19 protein-coding genes are annotated in these 21,154 nt (G+C 30.6%); all 19 read right to left on the bottom strand.

Annotated features, from left to right (window positions below):
• Positions 1-265: 265 nt before the first annotated feature.
• Entirely contained in the window at positions 266-1,156 is an 891-nt protein-coding gene (locus tag ACFVR2_RS13210; protein WP_387362805.1) for an LCP family glycopolymer transferase, read from the bottom strand.
• 96 nt (positions 1,157-1,252) lie between these two features.
• Complete coding sequence (locus ACFVR2_RS13215) at positions 1,253-2,251, bottom strand: metallophosphoesterase (protein ID WP_387362346.1); 999 nt, start codon at positions 2,249-2,251, stop codon at positions 1,253-1,255.
• Positions 2,252-2,323: 72 nt separating this feature from the next.
• On the bottom strand, positions 2,324-2,992 hold the full coding sequence (locus ACFVR2_RS13220) for an HAD hydrolase-like protein (protein ID WP_387362348.1): 669 nt from the start codon (positions 2,990-2,992) through the stop codon (positions 2,324-2,326).
• A gap of 12 nt (positions 2,993-3,004) precedes the next feature.
• On the bottom strand, positions 3,005-4,627 hold the full coding sequence (locus ACFVR2_RS13225) for an aldolase catalytic domain-containing protein (protein ID WP_387362350.1): 1,623 nt from the start codon (positions 4,625-4,627) through the stop codon (positions 3,005-3,007).
• Complete coding sequence (locus ACFVR2_RS13230) at positions 4,624-5,370, bottom strand: 3-deoxy-manno-octulosonate cytidylyltransferase (protein WP_387362352.1); 747 nt, start codon at positions 5,368-5,370, stop codon at positions 4,624-4,626. The genes ACFVR2_RS13225 and ACFVR2_RS13230 overlap by 4 nt, the downstream gene beginning before the upstream one ends.
• Positions 5,371-5,450: 80 nt before the next feature.
• The gene (locus tag ACFVR2_RS13235; RefSeq protein ID WP_387362354.1) at positions 5,451-6,644 is read right to left on the bottom strand and encodes a protein kinase family protein; all 1,194 of its coding nucleotides are present in this window, start codon (positions 6,642-6,644) and stop codon (positions 5,451-5,453) included.
• A gap of 229 nt (positions 6,645-6,873) precedes the next feature.
• Positions 6,874-7,746 carry a 6-hydroxymethylpterin diphosphokinase MptE-like protein gene (locus ACFVR2_RS13240; RefSeq protein WP_387362356.1) on the bottom strand — a complete coding sequence of 291 codons (873 nt, stop codon included), beginning with the start codon at positions 7,744-7,746 and terminating at the stop codon, positions 6,874-6,876.
• 42 nt (positions 7,747-7,788) lie between these two features.
• Positions 7,789-8,952 carry a polysaccharide deacetylase family protein gene (locus ACFVR2_RS13245; protein ID WP_387362358.1) on the bottom strand — a complete coding sequence of 388 codons (1,164 nt, stop codon included), beginning with the start codon at positions 8,950-8,952 and terminating at the stop codon, positions 7,789-7,791.
• Between the two features lie 45 nt (positions 8,953-8,997).
• On the bottom strand, positions 8,998-10,791 hold the full coding sequence (locus tag ACFVR2_RS13250; RefSeq protein ID WP_387362360.1) for an ABC transporter ATP-binding protein: 1,794 nt from the start codon (positions 10,789-10,791) through the stop codon (positions 8,998-9,000).
• Positions 10,792-10,827: 36 nt separating this feature from the next.
• Complete coding sequence (locus ACFVR2_RS13255) at positions 10,828-11,811, bottom strand: glycosyltransferase family 2 protein (RefSeq protein WP_387362362.1); 984 nt, start codon at positions 11,809-11,811, stop codon at positions 10,828-10,830.
• A gap of 21 nt (positions 11,812-11,832) precedes the next feature.
• Positions 11,833-12,741 carry an SP_1767 family glycosyltransferase gene (locus ACFVR2_RS13260; protein WP_387362364.1) on the bottom strand — a complete coding sequence of 303 codons (909 nt, stop codon included), beginning with the start codon at positions 12,739-12,741 and terminating at the stop codon, positions 11,833-11,835.
• On the bottom strand, positions 12,738-13,712 hold the full coding sequence (locus ACFVR2_RS13265; protein ID WP_387362366.1) for a glycosyltransferase family 2 protein: 975 nt from the start codon (positions 13,710-13,712) through the stop codon (positions 12,738-12,740). The genes ACFVR2_RS13260 and ACFVR2_RS13265 overlap by 4 nt, the downstream gene beginning before the upstream one ends.
• Complete coding sequence (locus tag ACFVR2_RS13270; protein WP_387362368.1) at positions 13,709-14,749, bottom strand: glycosyltransferase family 2 protein; 1,041 nt, start codon at positions 14,747-14,749, stop codon at positions 13,709-13,711. The genes ACFVR2_RS13265 and ACFVR2_RS13270 overlap by 4 nt, the downstream gene beginning before the upstream one ends.
• A gap of 15 nt (positions 14,750-14,764) precedes the next feature.
• Entirely contained in the window at positions 14,765-15,955 is a 1,191-nt protein-coding gene (locus ACFVR2_RS13275) for a glycosyltransferase (RefSeq protein ID WP_387362370.1), read from the bottom strand.
• Positions 15,956-16,023: 68 nt separating this feature from the next.
• Positions 16,024-17,211: a glycosyltransferase gene (locus ACFVR2_RS13280; RefSeq protein WP_387362372.1), complete on the bottom strand. Its 1,188-nt coding sequence runs from the start codon at positions 17,209-17,211 to the stop codon at positions 16,024-16,026.
• 23 nt (positions 17,212-17,234) lie between these two features.
• A complete protein-coding gene (locus tag ACFVR2_RS13285) occupies positions 17,235-18,425 on the bottom strand; it encodes a glycosyltransferase (RefSeq protein WP_387362374.1) in 1,191 nt (396 codons plus the stop codon).
• A gap of 49 nt (positions 18,426-18,474) precedes the next feature.
• Positions 18,475-19,656, bottom strand: coding sequence for a glycosyltransferase (locus ACFVR2_RS13290; RefSeq protein WP_387362376.1), 1,182 nt, complete (start codon positions 19,654-19,656; stop codon positions 18,475-18,477).
• On the bottom strand, positions 19,625-20,782 hold the full coding sequence (locus ACFVR2_RS13295) for a glycosyltransferase family 1 protein (protein WP_387362378.1): 1,158 nt from the start codon (positions 20,780-20,782) through the stop codon (positions 19,625-19,627). The genes ACFVR2_RS13290 and ACFVR2_RS13295 overlap by 32 nt, the downstream gene beginning before the upstream one ends.
• 25 nt (positions 20,783-20,807) lie before the next feature.
• On the bottom strand, positions 20,808-21,140 hold the full coding sequence (locus tag ACFVR2_RS13300; RefSeq protein ID WP_387362380.1) for a helix-turn-helix domain-containing protein: 333 nt from the start codon (positions 21,138-21,140) through the stop codon (positions 20,808-20,810).
• Positions 21,141-21,154: the final 14 nt, after the last annotated feature.

Consider the following 21,154-nt stretch of genomic DNA (forward strand, 5'->3'; position numbering starts at 1 on the left):
TACTGTTCATTCTCTATTTTTTTTCATATTTCAAAGGAAAAGTAAGGATTAAATACCAGGTCTTTTGTAGCATGCAGGGTTACTAGCGAATATCAGTATGTAGAAATTTGTAGAAATCACAGAGGATAAATCAGAGGAATAGTTTTTTTCGTTCAGATTAAAGATCTAATCCACTAGATAGATCAAAGCAAAAAACACCCGATCTGTAATATAGTTAAACTATAAAACAGATCGGGTGTTTTATTTTCGCCATAAAGATTCTTGCTTATTGTGTTAATCCCAACTGATCGCGTAATTCATTTGAAAGTGCTAAACGATTTTCTTCTGGCACTAGATAATAGTAGATTCCCTTAATCATTTTCCCACTTCCCTCTAATTGTTGTTGTTCAATACTTTCTGTGGCACCACGGTAGCTTTTCTGAATATCGAACATTTCATTTAACGACAAATTAGTTTCTAGATTTTTACTAATCGAATTTAATATATCCTTATAACTTACTAAACTTTGAATTTTTGTTCCTTTGTTAATTACTTCCTGAATAATTTGACGTTGCCTAGCTTCTCGTCCAAAATCACCTTGCGGATCTTCATAACGCATTCGTGAGAAACTTAACGCCTTTTCTCCATTTAAAGTCAATAATCCTTTTTTAAAGTGAAAACCGTCATTTGTGAAGTCTAGTGTATTCATAACTTCTACTCCACCAATTGCATCTACAATCCCCTTAAACCCCTCCATATTGACTTCTAAATAGTAATCAATAGGTATGTTTAAAAATTTCTCCACAGTGTTTACACTCATCTGTATACCACCGAATGCAAATGCATGATTAATCTTATCAGTACGATTTTTCCCTACTATTTCAGTACGAGTATCGCGTGGAATACTAATAATTTTTGTCGTATGTTTTGTAGGATTCACTGTTATGACCATTAGGGAATCAGAGCGTCCTTGATCACCTGGTCGTTTGTCTACACCTAGGAGTAAAACTGAGAATGGATTTTTTTCTTTAACGCTGACGGGTTCGACCCTTTTCTCCGTCTTTTCAATTGGGTGATAGATAACACTTGTCGTTTTCGTTACTTCATGATAAATATAAAATCCAGTAGCCCCAGCTATTACTACCAGTACGGTCAAAACAATTCCAATGCGCAACATTATTTTTTTCCAGCTCACGGGTATTGCTCCTTTTATTAAAAATTAAAATGTAGTTAGACTATATTTAAGAAAATATATTTCAAAGTCTGGTTACTTTTATTTTTTTTGTTTTAATGTCAAAACATTAATTTCAGGTGGGTTAAATAAACGAAACTTTAGGAACCGAATAAAATTGCTACTTCCAAGACCGGTACTTACATATTGTTTTGTGTTTTTGTACTCCCAAAGACCTTTAACGCGGTTTTGTGGTGGCAATAGACCACCCCACTTATACCATCCCTCTGGAACGAATAGTGCTCCTATAAAAGGTAAACAAATTTGTCCTCCATGATAATGCCCAGCAATAATCAAATCGTATTTCCGATTTCTAAACTTCAGACTAGAATCATTTAGAAGACTATCAATTCTCGTGTCAACAATAGGATAGTGGTTAAGCGCAATTAAGACATCATTCTTTTTTAAATGTTTAATACCGGACATCTCTTTAATTAATGATTTACGGTGCTCAATATACTGCTTGGTTTGTACATATTCAGGTAAGAAGATTCCATTTGTTTGTTTATCGCTTTGAGACGGGTCCAGGATCGACGTTTCAAAGTCAACGAAGTTAATTGAGGAATTGTTTTTTTTGACTGTATAAACAGATTCCAGGAATTTGACACCACGTTTTTCAATTCCTTTTATGAACTTACTTTTTACTAATTCACCTTTTGAATTTACATAATATGCCTCTGGATCTTCATTTCCAGGTATATAAATGGCATTCTCTTTGTTTTTTAACCCATCTAATAACTGATAAAAAGGCTTGATGTTAGTACTCTGGCTTTTAAGAACCATATCCCCAGTGAAAACTATTGCATCGTAATTTATAGAATTAATAGATTTAAGCAATCGACTTTGATTTTTGCCGAACTCTTTACCGTGTAAATCTGTGATTTGAAGAATTTTATAGCCCTCAAATTCTTTTGGTAAATGGTTTATTATGATATCTTGGTTGGCGATTGTTATACGGTTGTTGTCCCAGATTGTATAAATTGTAAGAAAACAAATTAATATGATTAATCCTATAACTACCTTGATCCTTTTATTTCTCAAAGCAATCGCTCCATTATCAATTAAAATAAGACAAAATTTAGTTTGCAATGATAAATTGCTATCACTACTTAACTACTTAATTGTCTCCTTTAATTCAAAAAAGTCTACTAGATCTTCTGGACTTTCGGTTATATAAACGTTCTTACACTTACTTGCATCAACTTTATTTTCAAAACCGTAACCATAAGTCACTGCAATAAAATCAATTCCTACTTTCTCAGCACCGATTGCATCATGTATGCTATCACCAATCAATACTACTTTTGACAAATCATTTTGTCCTATTTCTTTTAAACACTTTAAAATTAAATCTGATTTGCTAAGTGTATCGGCATCATCAACTCCGAAAATAGAATCAAAGTGCATGCTCAATTCGAAATTTCCCAAAATTTCTTTTGCTAAATCATCCCTCTTTAATGTTGCAACGGCTGTAGTACAGTGTTTCTCTTTTAATGAAACTAGTAGCTCTTTAATATAACTATAGTGCTTTGCCTCAAATTTACCCTTTTCTTTGTATCTATTTCGGTATATCTTTACAGCTTCTCTTGCTCTCTCTTCAGTAAAACCACACTCTCGCATAAATGACTCGACAGGTGGTGGTCCTATAAATCGTCTCTGCTGTTCAACTGTTAATTCAGGTGCTCCCATTAGAATTGCCGTATGGTTCGCACCAATCATAATTCCTTCCGCTGTATCCAATAATGTTCCATCTAAGTCAAAAATAATTGTAGAATACTTCATATGCCCTCCGCTTTAATATGTCTTACTATACAAATGAACATCTTTATAAATCGTCGACGTTACATAGTGAATTCCCATATGCTTTTCTACAGTGGCTAAGTAATTTTTTATTTCTTCATTCTTCTTAACAAGCTCAACCATTTCAATATGATTAATTAATTCTGTTGAATAGTAGTTTTTAGCCTTGTTTAAACTGAACCCATCAAATCCGGCAAGATACACATGATCAATAAATAAACGATTTAATAAATTAATAGCCATTAATCCTGCATTATCCGAAATGATAGAATTCTCTAGCAATAAATCAGAATAATTAACGACTATAGATGAATCGACTTTTAAGTTTGTAATGTTAGAAGTTGTTATTAAGGATGTAGTTATTGGCATATCTTTTATTACATCTTCCATACTCTTAAATCTCTTACTATTACTAATAAAAATGGCGTTACAGTTAAAAGTACTTGGTAAAAAATTTACGCTAATAATAAATGGGTCCTCTTCGTTTATAAACGTTTTAATATTCTCTAATTCTTTTTCGATTGATTTACCTGGTGCTATAATAAGTACTTTTTTATTGCCAATTAGCTTCCTTAATCTCTTCAAGCTTTCTGTATCGTCTACCAATTGCATTTGATGACTTATGTATAAATCTTCAATATAATTTTCATCATAGAGATCACGTTTTTTGCTCGGGATTTGCCTCAATATTGTATTGATTGACTTAACAGAAATCGTCTGTTTATTCATTAGATATGATGCATAGTTAGGGTGACAATTATTGATTGCCGCTATGAAATAGGGAACAGAATAACCCCATTTAGGCTCATTAAAAAATCTACTTAAATGCTCATCTACAATCTCCAATAAAGGAGCAATTTTATATTTTTCCTCAATATTTTCATTAATGTACTGAGAAATTAGCTCGGTGCATAAATTTCCTGCACCTCTTCCCATACCAAATACTGAAGAATCTATTATTATATTTCTTTTAGTATGCAGCGTTAGTAATTCTTGGGCATTTGAAAAAGATAATTGTAAATTATTATGAGAGTGGAACCCGATACTAATAGTTTTATCAAGATTATGATCTAGTAAGTGGTACATTCTTAATAAATTATTTTTGTACATGATCCCAAGTGTATCTACTAAGTAAAATGCATATGGTTTTAGCTCATTAACTTTTTCGATCAACGCTAATAGATTTGCATCAGTGTAGCTAGTAGTACCAACTGGTTGGATAAACACTTTATACCCTTTTTCAATTAACATTTTTCCATATTCTAATGCTTCAGCAATTTCTTCTTCATTATCATGGAACGTTAATCGAATTCCATCAATTGAAGTACCATCGCATACTTTTATTTTATCGATTGAGATAAATGGTTGATCAATCATAGCTACATAAATAGTATCTTTATTTTTTGGCTGAATCAGTTCTTTGACTTTTTCTACGTCATTGAAAATTGTAGTATCTTTATCATAATCGACATCTCTAAGAAACCCACATTCGATAATATCAATATTAGACTGTGTCAACTTTTCAATTACTTTTTTAACCGTCCTCTTACCAAAGTTCCAATTGTTGATGTATCCACCATCGCGTAAAGTACAGTCGAGTAGCTTTATATTGTTCACTCAAATACCACGCTTTCTAATCGATTTTTTATGATATCTCGCACTTTATCTAAATCTTTTGGAGTATCTACAGATAGAGTCGTGACATTTGCTTCCACAAATTTTATCTTTTGACCATTCTCAATAAATCTAAACTCATCAATGTCTTCGGCTGCTTCCAAAGGTCCTCTTGGTGCTGAATAACAGAACTCCAATGCACTTTTTGTAAAACATTGTACTCCAACGAACTTTTTATAATAGAAATCGTATGTCCCTTTTGGGTAAGGAATTGGGCTTCGAGCTAAATATAACGCATATCCAAAAACATCCGTGGCAACTTTAATCTTTGAAAAATCAACCGCCTCCAAGGGATTTTTTAACTCTGTCATTAAATTTGAAACATATAATGAATTCGAATCAACCTCTTTAGGAAGAATCATTCTAATTGCCTCAGTTTCTATTAATGGTTCATCCCCATTTACGTTTATATAAAAATCTGCGTCTACTAATGTAGAAACTTCGTATAATCGGTCAAGATGTGTTTTATGATTTTCAGAAGTCATAACCGTTTTTATTCCATAGCTTTCACAAACTTCTTTAATTCGTTTATCATCTGTTGATACATATACCTCACTTAGTTCCTCTAATCCTTTTAATCGTTCGTGAACCCACCAAATCATTGGTTTTCCGCAAATGTCGGCTAATGGTTTGCCTGGGAATCTTGACGAATTATATCTAGCTGGAATAACTCCAATAATTTTCATAAATTATCTTCCTCCTAATATCATCTTATAGATTAAAAGGGCTTGTTCATTTTAAAGAACGTTCACTTAAAATATTTCTACTAAATTTTTTCTACTATGCTATTATTGTATTTATTTTCGTATAGTTTACTTTCATATGCTTGAAAAAATTTAATTCTATCTGCTAAATACTTAAAATATCTTTGCTCTCCTAAAGGATTTTCCACTAACCTTTGAGTAATAAATTCTAAGTAAAATATATATCTATATAATTCTGAATGCTGCATTAGAATTGTTGCTAACTTAGAATTTATAAAATTACCCTCTAAATAATTACGAATAAAAGTATGATATGCTTTTTCAATTTCTCGATCAATTTCGTATAGATTTTCCGTATTTATACTAGAAACTTTATCAAATGTAATAAAGTAAAAATCAAAAAAAGCGCTTCTGATTTCTAAAGTATTCCAATCAATTACCATTGATATTTTTCCACTTTTCAAAATATTACCTTCCCAAAAATCCCCATGTGTAAATCCTAAAATAATTTCTGTCTGGGAGGCATCTTTATGTAGCACACTATGAATTTCCGAAATAAATTCTAAAATAATTTTTATATTACTTACTAGGCTAACATTATGATTAAGAAAAGGACTTAATAATTGATCAATCCTTTTTGAAACATTTTGAATATGTTGTCCTAAGCAAATATTTTGAGGTCTTTTACTTAATAAAATATCCTTTAATATAGGCAGAGTATCTAAATAAACACTCTTTATATCATTTAATTCGAAAGATATAGGCTTTAAATTTAAATAACTTTCTTTCATATACCTACCCTTGATATCACAATCTAGTAGTTTAGGTGATAATTTACAATCTTGCGCTTCTTTTAGTTTATAAATCCTATTCTCCATCACACTTTTTGGAAAATCACCAGGGAATGCAGTTGTGACACTATTCTTTCTAAAATTTATTACTTTATACTCACCTTGGCCTCCTAAGATGAGACAGTGTCCACAATGTAATGATGAAAGTGTTGGAAATAAATCAGGAGACTTTTTACTTAAGTTCTTTTTTCTTTTATATAAATAAGTAAATTGCAAGACTCGTATAAGCCTAACAATTGGTAGAAAAAAATTAATAATATGAATTTTTGTCTTCCTCTCAAGAAAACCAAAAGGTTTACCTTTGAAAAAAAGGAAGTATATAAGACTGATTAAACTCTGATCTAAGTTTATGTAGAGCGAACTATATAAAAAATTATCTACAAATATATATCTAAACTCCTCCATCAAATCTCCCTCTTTTATATTTAATTGTAAGATAATCATTTTTAAGTATTTAGAAACAGTTTGTTCACTATATTAAACAAACGCTAAAAAACGCATAAAGAGGTCTAACAAGTAGTAAAGATTTTTTCTTAATCGAGAACATCTTATTTCAAAAATTACCATCTTTTTTAACAATTTTCAATTTTTATGTGATAATAATACTTTTTAACTGTTTCAGGGTGTTAAATTGTTATAAAGATAGTAAAGATTCTTCTCTTTCATTGTTAGCTAAAACATCATCAAGATCAACTCTTTCAAACACTTCAAGCATTCCACCTCTAGTAGCATTAAAGATTTTAACATTTTTGAAATCCGCATATTTCTTTGCTTTTTTGTACGCATGAATCATTTTTATTCCTGCAACTGAATAAGTGGGATCAAAGCAATCGTAATTTTTAAAATGGTGATTCAAATCACTAGAGTAATTGCAATCTGCACCTAGTAAATAGATTTCCTTAAATCCCATATATACTGCAATTTGTAAAAGTGAATAAGCTATTGAATATCCGTCATACACAACTGCAAAGGCATCATCGCTAAATTTGGTATTATATTTATTATGCAAGACATAATGATTTAGCATGTTCATTGGATAAACATAGAATTCTTCCGGAATCTCCTTATGTTTTGAAATAGGTTCACCGATGAATTTACATTCTGAATCCAAATCTTTAATATCTTCTTCAAATCTAAGATAATTTCCAATACACTGAATCCCATAATATGTAGGTCTCCAATTGGTTTCTTCAAATGCGAGACAAATTGAATTCATACTAAAGGTAATTTCGCCACGAAGTTTTTCCAAATCTTCAATTTTTAGGCTCGGTCCCGTTGCGACAATAAAACATCTTTCACCTAAATGTTTATTTTTTATATTTTTTAATTTCTCGAAATGACTTTTTCTATTAATACGAGTTACTCTTAAAATTCTTTTAAAGTTAAAAACAATATTTGGTATAATGACTGGTCTAATCATAGGAATAAAATTATATCGAATTTTTCTAATAAAATCATAAAAGTATAATGTGAACCTATTACTTTTTAAGACCTCTTTTATTGTCATATTTTCCCATTCCCTTTTTGTTGTTCAATTAGATTTTTAAAATTAAGCCCCTGTCTTAGATTCGATTTGATCATTATTTATATTTATTTCTTTTAACTTACCAAGTCTGTCTAACAACCTATAATCCGTTATCTTATTATCATATAGGTTGATTCTCTCCAAATTGGTTAGATACTGTAGACCGTCAAGATTCGAAATATTTTGACCACTTAAATCTAATTCTTTTATCGGGCTCAATTCAGAAATGGTGATCCATTTTACGCTTGGATTATGAAGATGCTGTCTGATACACCTTTCTAAGTTTTTATCTATAAAGGTGGCAACTCCAGCTAATTCAGCAGTAGTATAGAATTCCAACCCTAACGCTTTAGCTTCTTTTATTATTTCTTCAATCATTTTAGTTGAAGTTCTCCACGTTCCAGCAAGATTTGATTCTTCTCCCCATCCAAAATCTTCCCACTTTACATCTTCTGGTAATATAGAATGTGACATTAAAATTAAATTTAGCCCTGTTTTCTTAACAACTCTCAAAATCCTTTTTATATATTTTTTATTCTTTAAAAATATACTATCTATACAAATAGCAGGTGCAAATCCAGTATGATTAAAAGACGTTAAATGATCAGTAGACGAATGTCCCCTTACAACTTTAAAGTACCTAGGAACTATCTCGTTTATCATTTCATCATTACATGCTGCAAATGGAAATGAATACGTTACTGGCAATTTAAACTTTTCCATTGTTTTAGAGTGAGAGTGTTTTTCCAACCATTTAAATAATGATTCTATTTCATCTTCAACCCATTTTGTTAAACCATATTGATTAATATATGATTTAGCATTTTGGTGTTTTAAGCCATGGTGAGCGAGTTCATGACCATTTGCTTGTAATTCAAGTAACAGATCGATTTCCTTTTGATTATGCTCTCTTTCACCTTCAAAATGGTGAAATGCATTAATATTAAAGGTTACTTTAATATCATAATATCCAAATAAATCCATTCCATATTTATACCATTGCTCGACTCTAAAACTGTCATCAAATGAAAATGCAATGCCAGGTTTGTTTACGAAAGGAACTTCATTCTCTTCGTTTCTTGGTTTTATTTTCTTTTCCATTTCCTTAATTAAATTTCCGTAAAATCCACGCCAGTACCAAGTTGCTGCTGCTTTATTTTTTATTTTTTCTAATCCTCTCCTAAGCATTACGTACCTCCTTTAAGAATAATTTAAATTAGATATTTTCCACTATTAAATAACTGAGTGCTTTAATTTATGGTCAACTGCAACTAATCTACCTTTATTCATTTTGAAAACAATATCACAGTTTTCAATCGTACTTAGACGATGCGCAATAATAATTAAAGTTTTTTCTCCTTTTAACCCGTCGATTGCTTTCATAATTTCTTTTTCTGTTTCATTATCTAATGCGGAAGTTGCTTCATCCATGAAGATTATTTCCGGATTATTATAAAGTGCCCTAGCAATTCCTATACGTTGACGTTGACCGCCCGAAAGCCTTACTCCTCTTTCACCTACTGTCGTATTTAATTGGTCAGGTAGCGATTCAACAAACTCCTTTAGTTGTGCTTGTTCAAGCGCCTTCCATACGTCTTCTTCATCGATTTGATTCTCATCTAATCCAAAGGCAATATTTCCTCTAATGGTATCATCCGATAAGAAAATCGTTTGTGGAATGTAACCAATTTTTTGTTTCCAAAGCGCCCTTTGAACATTTAAATCTTTTCCATCAATTAAGATCTCACCATTTTCTGGGTGAAATAAACCAAGAATGATATCAACTAGAGTTGTTTTTCCAGCACCAGACTCACCAATAAAAGCAACAGACTGCCCGATTGGAATCGTTAAAGATACGTCTCTAACTGAAAAATCTTTCTGATTAGGATATTTAAACGATATATCATTTAATTTAATTGTTTCATTAAAAACTCTCTTATTTTGGTCAAACACTATTGAATTTTCCTTCGAAATAGAATTATCACTAATTACGTGGTGATCTTTATTTAAGAATAAATCTTCATATATAGTCGATAACGCAGGCTGTGAATAACGAATTGCAGTTATAAATCCTACGATACGAGTAATTGAAGGCATTAGTCGAAATGCCGCCATAGCAAAGAGTGCCATTGTTGAAACTAGACTAGTCGTATTACTACCTTTAAAAACGATAATTAACATCGTAATTAGCACAATTGTTACCATAATTGTTTCAATAAAATATCTTGGAACTTGATTTAATATATTTAATTGTCGACTGTTTCTTGCACTTATTTGGCTTTGATTGGTAAAAGCATTAACAAAGAAGTCTTCTTTACCTGATACCTTAACTTCTTTACTCGCACCTAATCCTTGATTTACCCATTTAATCATTGCAGCATTTACTACTTGTTGTTCAGCACCTAAATGACTAATCTTCTTGCGAAAAAACCTAAAAAATAAGAATACACTTCCACCTAATAATGTCGAAGCGACAATTGTTGCTAAAGGTGCCGTAACTATTAATAAAACTAATATAAATGAAGTTACTAGAACTTCTGTCAATAATTGAAAACCAGAAATGATAATCCCTTGGAAAACTTTCGTAATTTCTGTATTTATATTGCGAAGTAATTCTGACGTATTTCTTGATAAATGAAAAACATAAGGCTTTGTTAAATATTCTTTAAACAAGCTTCTAGATAATCTAACTTGTTGATTTAAGATGACACGTACCTGTAAATGATTAAAAAATAATAAATATATGTTTTTAATAAAAAAGACTCCAAGCAATGCTATACCTGCAAATACGATAAATCCATTAATTGATTGAAAGTGAAAAAATTCATAAACAAATGAAAGTATAGCTTGTTCTTTAATTACTGATGGGTCAGTCAAAATCCCTACAAAAGGGAAAATTGCTCCAATTCCTATCGTTTCAAATACTGCTGCAACGATCATCATCATTAATAGAAAGATTAATTTTTTCTTTTCTTTTTTATTAAAAAGCATTAGCAACTTACTTAATGAAGACTTCAAATTTATCACCCTTTTAAAAATAAAATAAGACTAGTAACTCTCCACTTATGAGGGATTACTAAGTCTTTTTTGAACTAAATTTTCAAACAAGCTCGAATTAATCGTAAAAATAAACCAACCTATTTTTTCTTTTTTTATAAAATATGGATTTTTTAAAAATGAAAATAGACTAAGACAGAATTCTGATTTTAATCTTTTTAACTCTTTGTTACTATTAGGTACTTCATTTTTTGCTTTGTAATAATACTTAAAAAATAATGGTATATAACAATATTCGGCTTTTTTTTGTAGATCATACTGATTTATTTTCATAAAAAATTTGACTCTTTCTTTATAGGCTATAATAAAATCGAGTTGCTTAATACAAAATCCGGCCTGTGTAATACTATTTTTTCTTTGTAGATAAAAATGTAATTGAATAGGTATGTATGTTACCTTCGAGCTTTTATAAAGTAATTGATGAGCGATAAATTCATCTTCGTGGATTTTATTTTCTTCAAATTCCAGATTGTCAAATAAGTGTCTTTTGAACAATTTATTCCAAACAACGACAAATTTGACTCCTTTATTTCCATATAATTCGTTCAATGCTTCGATGTTTGTATAATGTTCTTCTTTATATCTAAGATTAGATTCATTTGAATTAATTACTTCGCCTTCTTTCACTTTTAAATAGTCACAAATCACAATATCTGATGAATTTTGCTTTGCACTACTATACAAGACTTCATACATTTTAAAATGAATGTAATCATCACTATCCACAAATGCAATATATTTTCCTTTTGCTATTTTAAGACCAGCATTTCTCGCTGATGATAAACCACCATTTTCTTTATGAATTACTTTTACCCGTTGATCCATGGTCGCATATTCATCACAAATTTCCCGACAATGATCAGGAGATCCATCATTTACTAGTATTAGTTCAAAATCCTTAAATGTTTGCCCAAGTATTGAATCGATACATTTATTAAGATAATTTTCTACCTTATATGCAGGAACGATTATAGAAATTTCACAAGCCATTCAAGTCCCCCTATTCTAAATTTACGATATTCTAGTAATGATTTCTTCATCATATTTAATGTCGTTAATTCTGTGAACATCAGTACCTTCTAGAACTTCTCCAACATATTTATTTTTAATCGCTTCTTTTTCTACAGCTTTATTTAAAAACCATTCATATTCAATATCGATATGACCAATATCAACCGCATGATAGCCAAAATTAGCTAAATCATAAGCTAATACGGTAGCTGTAGGTCCAAGAGCAATTAAAATTAGTTTTGACTTATCATGTTTTTTTACTTCTTCTAATATTTGATCGTACTTTACAAATGCATTAATAGCTGGACATAAAATTCTTTTTATTGATTTGGTATTATCAAACAAATTATTACCAATCCCTAACCTACTTTGGTCTCCTTCGACAATGATGACATCCTTTTTATCCCAAAGTTTTTTAAAAGTCTTAAACCTAAATTCAGCCTGACTCTTATCCTTATAGTCTATATAAAGACGCGTAACCAACGAATCATAATAGATTTTGTCTCTTTGGAGTAGTTTGTATATCTTATAAAGATTTAAATTTAAGTAACTTTTCCAATAACTCCTTGACCGGTCTGTACACCAATCAACATTATTAAAAATATTAGGAATAAATACTTCGTGATTTTCTTGATTACTTTTAATGATTTCTCTCAGTCTAAGACTTAACTCTTTTGAATAGGGCTGAAATCGTAAACTCTTACCATTCATTAAATTAAACTCTCCATCACCATATCTACTGATGGAACATTTATTTTGAACGATTAAATTTAAACTTTCATCTGTTGATTTTACGAAAGGTTGGCTAGAAAATAAAAAAACCATTCTATTCAATAGAGTGGTAATCAGTTCAATACTTCTTATTTTAATTTTTGAACCTAACACATACATTCTTCGGTAAAAGTTCATCCTCTATTTCTCCTTGATAGGAAATTAATTATTAACTTATAAAAAATAGGGTGAATTTTTGTTGCAACTAATAATATTTTAACATTTGTAACAAACTCTCTAAGTTTAATTGTTTCCGTAAAGTAATTGTTTAGAATCGTGGTTACTCGTTTATATTCTTTTTGATATAAAATATGATTTGGATCGAGTGAAATGGTGTTTAAAATGGCCATTGCATTATTAGCCAGTTTTAGTGTTACAATTGGTTTTAGTTCAGGATAATACTCACTTACATATCTATAGATTTCGTCGTATATTAGTACTGCATCGATACTTTTATTTTTAACTGCCAGATCCATTGTACTATTTTCACGCTTAATATAATGATACTTTGGTTCACCAATATAACAAACTTTTTCACTCTCATTAATTACTTTATAAGTAAATGCTGTATCCTCATACATAATCCCTTCCGGAAATCTAAGATGTTCCAAAAGCTCGCTTTTTATTAATTTTGACCAAACAACTTCATCGTATAATGCACCTTCAAATAATGCTTTCATTGCTTGACTTCTAGTATGAATCGTTAATGGCTGTGATCCATTTACGATTGTTTTGTCATCATAATGAACTATACTCGTACAGTTTGCAATATCGCAGTCATTCTCAATACAAGCGTTATAAAGTATTTCGTACATATCCGGTTCAACCCAATCATCACTATCAACAAATCCTATATAATCTCCCCTGGCTATGTTTAAAGCAGTATTTCTAGCGCTTGCTTGCCCACCATTCTTCTTATGGATTACTTTTATTCGATCATCCTTTTTAGCATACTCATCACATATTATTCCGCATTGATCGGGTGATCCATCATCGACAAGTATAAGTTCAAAGTCAGTTAGCGTTTGAGCTAAGATAGAATCCACACATTTATGTATATATGGCTCTACTTTATACACAGGAACAATAATACTAATTTTTGGATTCATTTGTTCACTATCCTTTCCATTATTAATATTTTACGAATGTTAGAGTATGTTCTTAAAAGGTAATTTAATCCCCACATATAATTCGCAAATATAAAGTTAAACTTGTTAATATTTAGCTTCGAAGTTTTTACTATAGGATAAAATTTCTTTAAATTTGGATTTACTAAAAAGTCACTGTAACTTTTTAGGATTTTGTTTTTTAAATCATTTCTGTATTTCTTATTTGGATCGATTTCTTTATTGTTAAGTAGTTTTTGATAAAAAAATAAGATACGGGAAAAAAAATAAGACTCTGATAAATTAAGTAATGATTGTTCATTAACCCGGTCACGTATAAAATGAAATCTCTCTTCATCACACTCTAAGCCATCTAAGTTCCTTAAAGTAAAATTTTCTTGTTCTGACATTGTACTCTCGTTTCTTTGTACATAAAAATATTTACTTACACCAATAAATACGTATTTCTTTACCAAATAATATATTTTAAATGCTAAAAAACCATCTTCATATAACTTATTTGGAAACCTAAGAGCTTCAAAGATTTCTTTTTTATACAACTTATTACAAACTGAATTCCTGTATCCATTGTTTAATAGACCTTTTAGAGCGAATATATTATCGCCAATTTCAACTTGGTTATTATCTTGAATTTGGTCTACCTTGTTTCCATTTACAATTTTCATGCCGCACTCAACAACATCTGCCTCAAATTTCAATGCATTCTCAATTAATACTTCGAACATATCATTTTCAACATAATCGTCACTATCAACAAATCCTATATAATCTCCCTTTGCTATATCCAATCCCATATTTCTTGCACTAGCCTGCCCGCCGTTTTCTTTATGAATTACTTTAATTCTAGAATCTATAGAGGCATAATGGTCACAAATTTCCCCACTTTTATCTGGTGATCCATCATTAACTAGAATTAATTCGAAATCAGCAAACGTCTGATCCAATAGTGAATTTATACACTTATGAAGATAGGGTTCTACTTTATATACAGGAACAATAATACTGATTTTTGGATTCATTAATTTCACTCCATCTTATCCAATATATTGATATAACTTATCTATTTCAGAAGTAGTATCTACAATATCGTTTAATAGATTTCTAGATAAATCCTCGCTTTTTCCAGGATTGTTAATTAAATATGTTATTTTTTCAAATAACTCATCTTGGTCAAATTTGACAATTAACCCATCATAATTATCAGTGATTTGCTCATATGCTCCTGTAAAATTTGTAGTGACGATTGGTTTATGCAAACACCTAGCTTCAGCTAAAGTAAGACAGAAACCTTCGTGTCTAGAAGTTTGAACATAAAGATCGGCATTTGCTACATAAGGATATGGATTTTGTTTTGCACCTAATAAAATAAATTTGGATTCTAACCCAAGTTTATGAATTAACGCCTCGTATTCCTTACGATCCTCACCCTCACCAATGCAATACCATCTCACGTTATATCCATTTTCAATTAATTTTGATAATACTTTTATAGCCATATCTTGACCTTTTTCTATCGAAAGCCTTCCAACTGTCAAAATTTTCTTTCCTATGAAACTATTATCAAAGTCAACCTCGGCTAAAGACATATTATTAATTACCTTTGATGAAAGTATATTTTTAAATACTTCTGTTTTACTTACATCTTGTGGTAATTTTTCAATTAGCCTTTTCTTTGCTTCCTCTGAAACGACAAAGATCTTATCGAACTTTTTATGAAGCTTTTTATATAATTTCGTATTTATTAGATGTTTTGAAACATCGAAGTGAACCCATGACACCTTTTTTTTAGCAGTTACTCTGTTGGCGATATAATAATCAATGATGTCAGTAGGACCTTGATATGCTATAGCTACATCATACAAAGTAAAATCTTTTGGAACATCTTTAAAAATATGATGATAATAAATATTTCGATCTGTAGTTTTTTTGGAAATTAAGTATTTACTCAAAAAAGATAGCATTTTTACGTATTGCTTATTATCAAAGTACTCTTTCAAAGTTTTGTGTGGAGGTTGTAATATAATATCTTTAATTGTAGTAAACCATGTAGCTTCTACTACTTTAACCCAATCTGGGATATTCCCGAAAAATTCGCCTTTTTTCTCTAAAAGTAGGAGCGTTATATCATATTTATCTTTTGGAATTACTGATAATAATGATAGAAATGATTTCTCCACACCGCCTATATTCATACTACTAAGCATAAATAAAACTTTTTTCTTCATATTTCACCCCAAAAATGAGTATTAAAAAAACAGAATATCTATCTAGATGACTAAATGAGGTAAATTTTCTATACAATGAGTAAATTCCATTTCTCTATTTCCTTTGTAGTATCTACAGATTCTTTTTGTAAATTTATTTTTATTTCATTTCTTAAAATCTCATTATCCAGTAATTCTTTCACTGCCTTATACATTTCCTCTTCATCAAAATCAACAATTAAGCCCGTTTCCCGATTAATGAGCTGTTCGTTTGCACCGGTAAAATTTGTTGTAACGATTGGATTATTAAAGCATCTTGCCTCAGAAAGGGTAATGCAATATCCTTCGTGTCGCGATGGCTGAACATACAGATCGCATTGCTTCATATAAGGATATGGATTTGATTTGGTGCCTAATAAAATAAAGTCTTCCGAAACATCATACTCATCTATTAATTTGAGATACTCTGCTTTACCTTCTCCATCTCCAATGCAATACCATTTAACGTCGTATCCGGCTTTCTTTAGTTTCGATAATACTCTAATTGCTAAATCCTGACCCTTTTCAATTGAAAGTCTTCCAACCGTTAGAATTTTTATTCCATTAAAATTTTCATCAAATCCTGACTCTCTTTCCGCCATCTTTTCAATTAAACTTGAAGAAATAATATTACCGAATGTATCTATTTTGTTTTTTATTCCAGATAACTTCTCTATAAGTTTTTCTTTTCCTTCATTTGATACAACGAAAATTTGATCAAACTTCTTATATAGATTAATAGCAAACCTGTTATTAAAGGAAATCTTAGTTACATCAAAATGAATCCACTGAACTTTCTTTTTGGCGTTTATTTTGTGCATAACAAAATAGCTTATTAAATCCATTGGACCTGCATAAGCTACCGCTATATCATATTCTTTTAATTTGCGATAATCTTTTAATACATATTTAAAGTATGAACTTCGATCTTTCATAATCTTTGAAAGTAAGTGATGAAAGATTAAATTAATAGCGTGAACTGGTTTATCTTCTTTTAATATTTTGATTGCTTCGAATAATGGTGGATTATTTAATAAATCTTTTATTTTGTCATAATCTTTTACATATTCAACTCGAATATTACTTGGTAATTCATTTAAAAAACCACCAAACTCTTCTAGCATAAGTACAGTAATTTCGTATTCATCTTCATTCATCTCAGATAACATATTTAGTAGTGCTTTTTCAGTTCCACCAATATTCATATTAATTATCATAAATAATATCTTTATTTTCATAGGCTTCACTCTCTCTTCTTACATTAACCTATTAACTCATAAAATTTTGCTAATTCTTCGACATTGCCTTTTTTCTCAACTTGTAAGAATTTTACTATATTCTCTTTCAGTTCATTATCCGTGATTAATTTCAAAATCCCGTTTGTTACACCTTCGGCCGTCATATCTACAACTAAACCATTCTTCCCATCAATCATTTGACTATAAACTGCGTCAAACCTTGTTGTAACTACAGGAATATTTAGCATACGAGCTTCAGCAATTGCAAGACCAAATCCTTCAAACTTCGATGTTTGAACATAAAGATCTGCACCTTTTATATATGGATAAGGGTTTGATTTTACTCCTAACAATATAAAGTTTGTATGTAACTGATGATCCTCAATATACTTTTCAATTTCTTGTTGTAACGGGCCCATTCCTAATACATACCATCTAAAGTCAATGCCCTGTTCTTTCAGATTTTTGCATGCTTCTAAAGCAAGATCATAACCTTTTTGGTGGGCTAACCTTCCAATCGTTAAAATTTTAATGCCATTAAAATTATCTTGATAACTATCTCCACTTAATGCCATTTCGTTAATAAATTCTGGATTATTTATATCAAAAATAACCTCCACTTTACTGGAATAACTAGGAAAGGTCTCTATGAAGATTTCACGTGTAGAATTTGATACAGCTACAATTTTTTTATATTGATCATAAAACGGTTCTTGATAATTCCTTTCATGATCAGTTAAATGATAGCTTACGTTTACCCATGCATATTTTTCCTTAGCTATAACTTTATCAGCGACATAAAAAGTAGGAATACCTTGCGCATAGCTTATTGCAATATCATATACTTTTTCATTTTTCTCGATCACATTGGAAACACTTTCCCAAAATATTCTTGCTTCTTCCGCTATACTATAATTTTTTCTTCTTATTTCAAAGGAATACTTTAGCCTTGAAAATAGCATATCAAATTTAAATTTCTTTAATGAGTAGATAACTGAGTCAGTCATACTTAGCTCAGTAAATTTGGTGTATTTAAGCGGGGGTAAAATATTAACATCTTTTGGAACCAGCTTCTCGAATTCACCTCCGTGTGCAAATAATATTAGATCAATGGAGTATTCTTCTAGATTCAATAAATTCAATAGTGTTGTTAAACTTTTTTCCGCTCCTGCTATGTGTAAGGAATCAATTACAAAGAGTATATTTTTTTTCACTAGAAAAACCTCCTTTACAGTTTTATATTTAGGCAAAAGCTATTGCAAATTATATTAAACTATATAGTTTGTTTAGTTCATTTAAATTACTAAAAACTGTGCCTTTACAATTATTTACTAATTGCTCTCTCATTTGGGAATCCAAGTAAAGTTTTTCAATGCCATCTGCAATACCTTTAACTGAGAGCTCACAGATTGAACCATCAAATCCATCTTTTACTTGGCTTTTAGCTGTTGGATAATTTGTTATAAGGACCGGCTTCGAAAGAACTTGCGCTTCGACCACTGTAACTGCTTTTCCCTCATACCTAGATGGTTGTACGTATAAATCAGCTTCTTTTATAAATGGGTAGGGATTTATTTTTTTTCCTAAAAGAATAAACTGATCTGTTAAATTATTTTCCTCTATTAAATCTTTAATTTGTTGTTCATCGCCCCCGTAACCAACAACATACCAACATATGTTTTTGTATCCTCGATCATTTAACATTTTCAATGCTTTAACCGCGGAATCAATCCCTTTTGCGTATGATAGTCTGGCCACAGTTATAATTTTAAATCTAGCATCTTCCACCATTGGATTATCGGCTTCTTCATTTGCTAATGTGTTAATCAATTCAGGAGTTGTAATGTTTTCCATTACGATGACTCGGTCCCCTAATGCTGAATATTTACTTATGAATGCATTTTTGCATTCATCTGAGACTGCTACGATATAATTGAACTTACTCCACATTTTTACATCCAATGCAATGTCTGTTTCGACTGTTGAAAAATCTGTATGAATCCATGCAATTTTGATCTCAGCATCTACTTTCTCCGCGACAAAATAGTGTGGCCATAAGTAGCTAATTGCTACATCATATTTCTTACTTTGCTTTGGTAATAAAGGGACTGAATATTTCCACATATATTGCATTTGTTTATATCCATTTTCGGAAGAGTGATTTTTATTTGCCAAATACTTTGCTAACAGTCTAGAAAGCGCAAGACTTATTTGCCCACTTTTTATTACATCTAGGACTGGCATTCGAAATGTCTTATATGCCTTACTTTCTGCGAGTAGATTTGCCTTATTCGGCAAAAGCTTCATAAATTCACCTGTATGACTATAAAGCATTAAATCAACTGTGTAACTCTTAAAATCAAAGTTATTTAACATACTGATTAGGCTTCTCTCAACTCCTCCAATCTCTAGATCAAAGGATGCCACTAATATATTCTTCTTCATTTAGTTCACCTGTCGAATATTGGTAAATAGCCAATAAATTTGATATTCCTTTAGAAACCGAATATCCCTGAGTTTCGAATCCATTAATTATTCGGTTAATATTTCCTTCTTTATTCCGTGAATTCATTAATATTGTATTTGCCCAAAGTTCTGGGCCTTCGCTTAACATGAGCTGTTTTACTAGTCCGATATTTAAGTCTGCCTCAGGCTGTATTGCTTCAGATACAATACAAGGTATACCACTTGCTTGAGCTTCTAAAAGAACAAGTCCTAATCCCTCGTACAAAGATGGAAAAACAAATAAATCCATACTATGTAATAGCGTTGGTATGTCTTCCCTAACACCTACAAATTTAATATTCTCATCGATTCCAAACTTTTTAACTTCTTCTTCAATACCTGCCCGTAACTCCCCATCTCCAACTAATAACAGGGTAATGCTTTTTTGCTTTTTTAAAATGTTCTTCATTATCTCAATTAAGAATAAATGATTTTTTGCATCCATAAACCTACCGATATGTCCAATTACAAAACTATTTTCTAAATCCGCTTCCTCTTTGAATTTCTTCACTTCTTTTAATGGCGGTTCTAGAAATTTTGTATAATCTATTACATTCGGATAATAGGAATATCTTGTTTTTACTAATTCTTTCTTTCCAAATAAATATCGTCCAGCACCATTACTACATGCCAATAATTTTGTTGAAGTTACATTGATGAGTTTTCGCATTATTCGTTTATAGATTGTTCTAACTAAAGATTGATTAGCATCTAAGGTTGTATGTGCATGTGATATTCTAATCTCTACACCTGCTAATTGAGCCGCTAAATTGGCTATACCACAATTAAATAATGTATGTGCGTGAACTACATCATACGGACCGTACTTTTTAATCGCAGCATAAATTTCTTTTACTGAGTATGTTTTTACCAATCTTATAATGCGTCCGCCTAATCTTTCTATTTCTTGATCATAGTGTGCTTCTTTTTGACTATAAGAAATAAAATCAAATTGAATTTTGTTTCGATCTATATTTCGATATATATTCATTAGCATTGTTTCGGTCCCTGCTCTATTCATTGCACCAACAACATGAAGGACCTTTAAGGGCTTTGTTTTATCCATACATAACTCCCTTTAGCATTTCTTATCAATAATTTTTAGAATTCTTCCATTTTACGAATTCAAATACCTTTTTATATTCTCTTAATTCTTCTCTTCCAATTCCAATTTCAACTAATTCCTTTATAAGATCAATATAGTCATTTTCGAGTTTATTATTTTCTGTATTAGTCCCCAGTAATGTTCTAAATTCAACACCTAATACTTTCGAAATCTTTTCTACAACTTGAATAGACGGATTATCGTTTAATTCACGCTCAATATTGCTTAAATAAGACTTAGAAATATTAGCTTTTTCTGCAAGTTCTGATAAAGTAAGTCCCTTTTTGATACGAATGTCTTGAATGTTTTTTCCTATCATTTTTGGCACCTCAG

Origin of the sequence: Gottfriedia sp. NPDC057991 (genome assembly GCF_042886615.1) — a bacterium.
In the GTDB taxonomy this organism is placed as follows: domain Bacteria; phylum Bacillota; class Bacilli; order Bacillales; family Bacillaceae_G; genus Gottfriedia.

Coding starts and splice junctions, on each gene's coding strand:
- ACFVR2_RS13210 (WP_387362805.1), bottom strand. CDS start 1,156: ATGTTGCGCATTGGAATTGTTTTGACCGTACTGGTAGTAATAGCTGGG.
- ACFVR2_RS13220 (WP_387362348.1), bottom strand. CDS start 2,992: ATGAAGTATTCTACAATTATTTTTGACTTAGATGGAACATTATTGGAT.
- ACFVR2_RS13230 (WP_387362352.1), bottom strand. CDS start 5,370: ATGAAAATTATTGGAGTTATTCCAGCTAGATATAATTCGTCAAGATTC.
- ACFVR2_RS13235 (WP_387362354.1), bottom strand. CDS start 6,644: ATGGAGGAGTTTAGATATATATTTGTAGATAATTTTTTATATAGTTCG.
- ACFVR2_RS13240 (WP_387362356.1), bottom strand. CDS start 7,746: ATGACAATAAAAGAGGTCTTAAAAAGTAATAGGTTCACATTATACTTT.
- ACFVR2_RS13245 (WP_387362358.1), bottom strand. CDS start 8,952: ATGCTTAGGAGAGGATTAGAAAAAATAAAAAATAAAGCAGCAGCAACT.
- ACFVR2_RS13255 (WP_387362362.1), bottom strand. CDS start 11,811: ATGGCTTGTGAAATTTCTATAATCGTTCCTGCATATAAGGTAGAAAAT.
- ACFVR2_RS13260 (WP_387362364.1), bottom strand. CDS start 12,741: ATGAACTTTTACCGAAGAATGTATGTGTTAGGTTCAAAAATTAAAATA.
- ACFVR2_RS13265 (WP_387362366.1), bottom strand. CDS start 13,712: ATGAATCCAAAAATTAGTATTATTGTTCCTGTGTATAAAGTAGAGCCA.
- ACFVR2_RS13270 (WP_387362368.1), bottom strand. CDS start 14,749: ATGAATCCAAAAATCAGTATTATTGTTCCTGTATATAAAGTAGAACCC.
- ACFVR2_RS13275 (WP_387362370.1), bottom strand. CDS start 15,955: ATGAAGAAAAAAGTTTTATTTATGCTTAGTAGTATGAATATAGGCGGT.
- ACFVR2_RS13280 (WP_387362372.1), bottom strand. CDS start 17,211: ATGAAAATAAAGATATTATTTATGATAATTAATATGAATATTGGTGGA.
- ACFVR2_RS13290 (WP_387362376.1), bottom strand. CDS start 19,656: ATGAAGAAGAATATATTAGTGGCATCCTTTGATCTAGAGATTGGAGGA.
- ACFVR2_RS13295 (WP_387362378.1), bottom strand. CDS start 20,782: ATGGATAAAACAAAGCCCTTAAAGGTCCTTCATGTTGTTGGTGCAATG.
- ACFVR2_RS13300 (WP_387362380.1), bottom strand. CDS start 21,140: ATGATAGGAAAAAACATTCAAGACATTCGTATCAAAAAGGGACTTACT.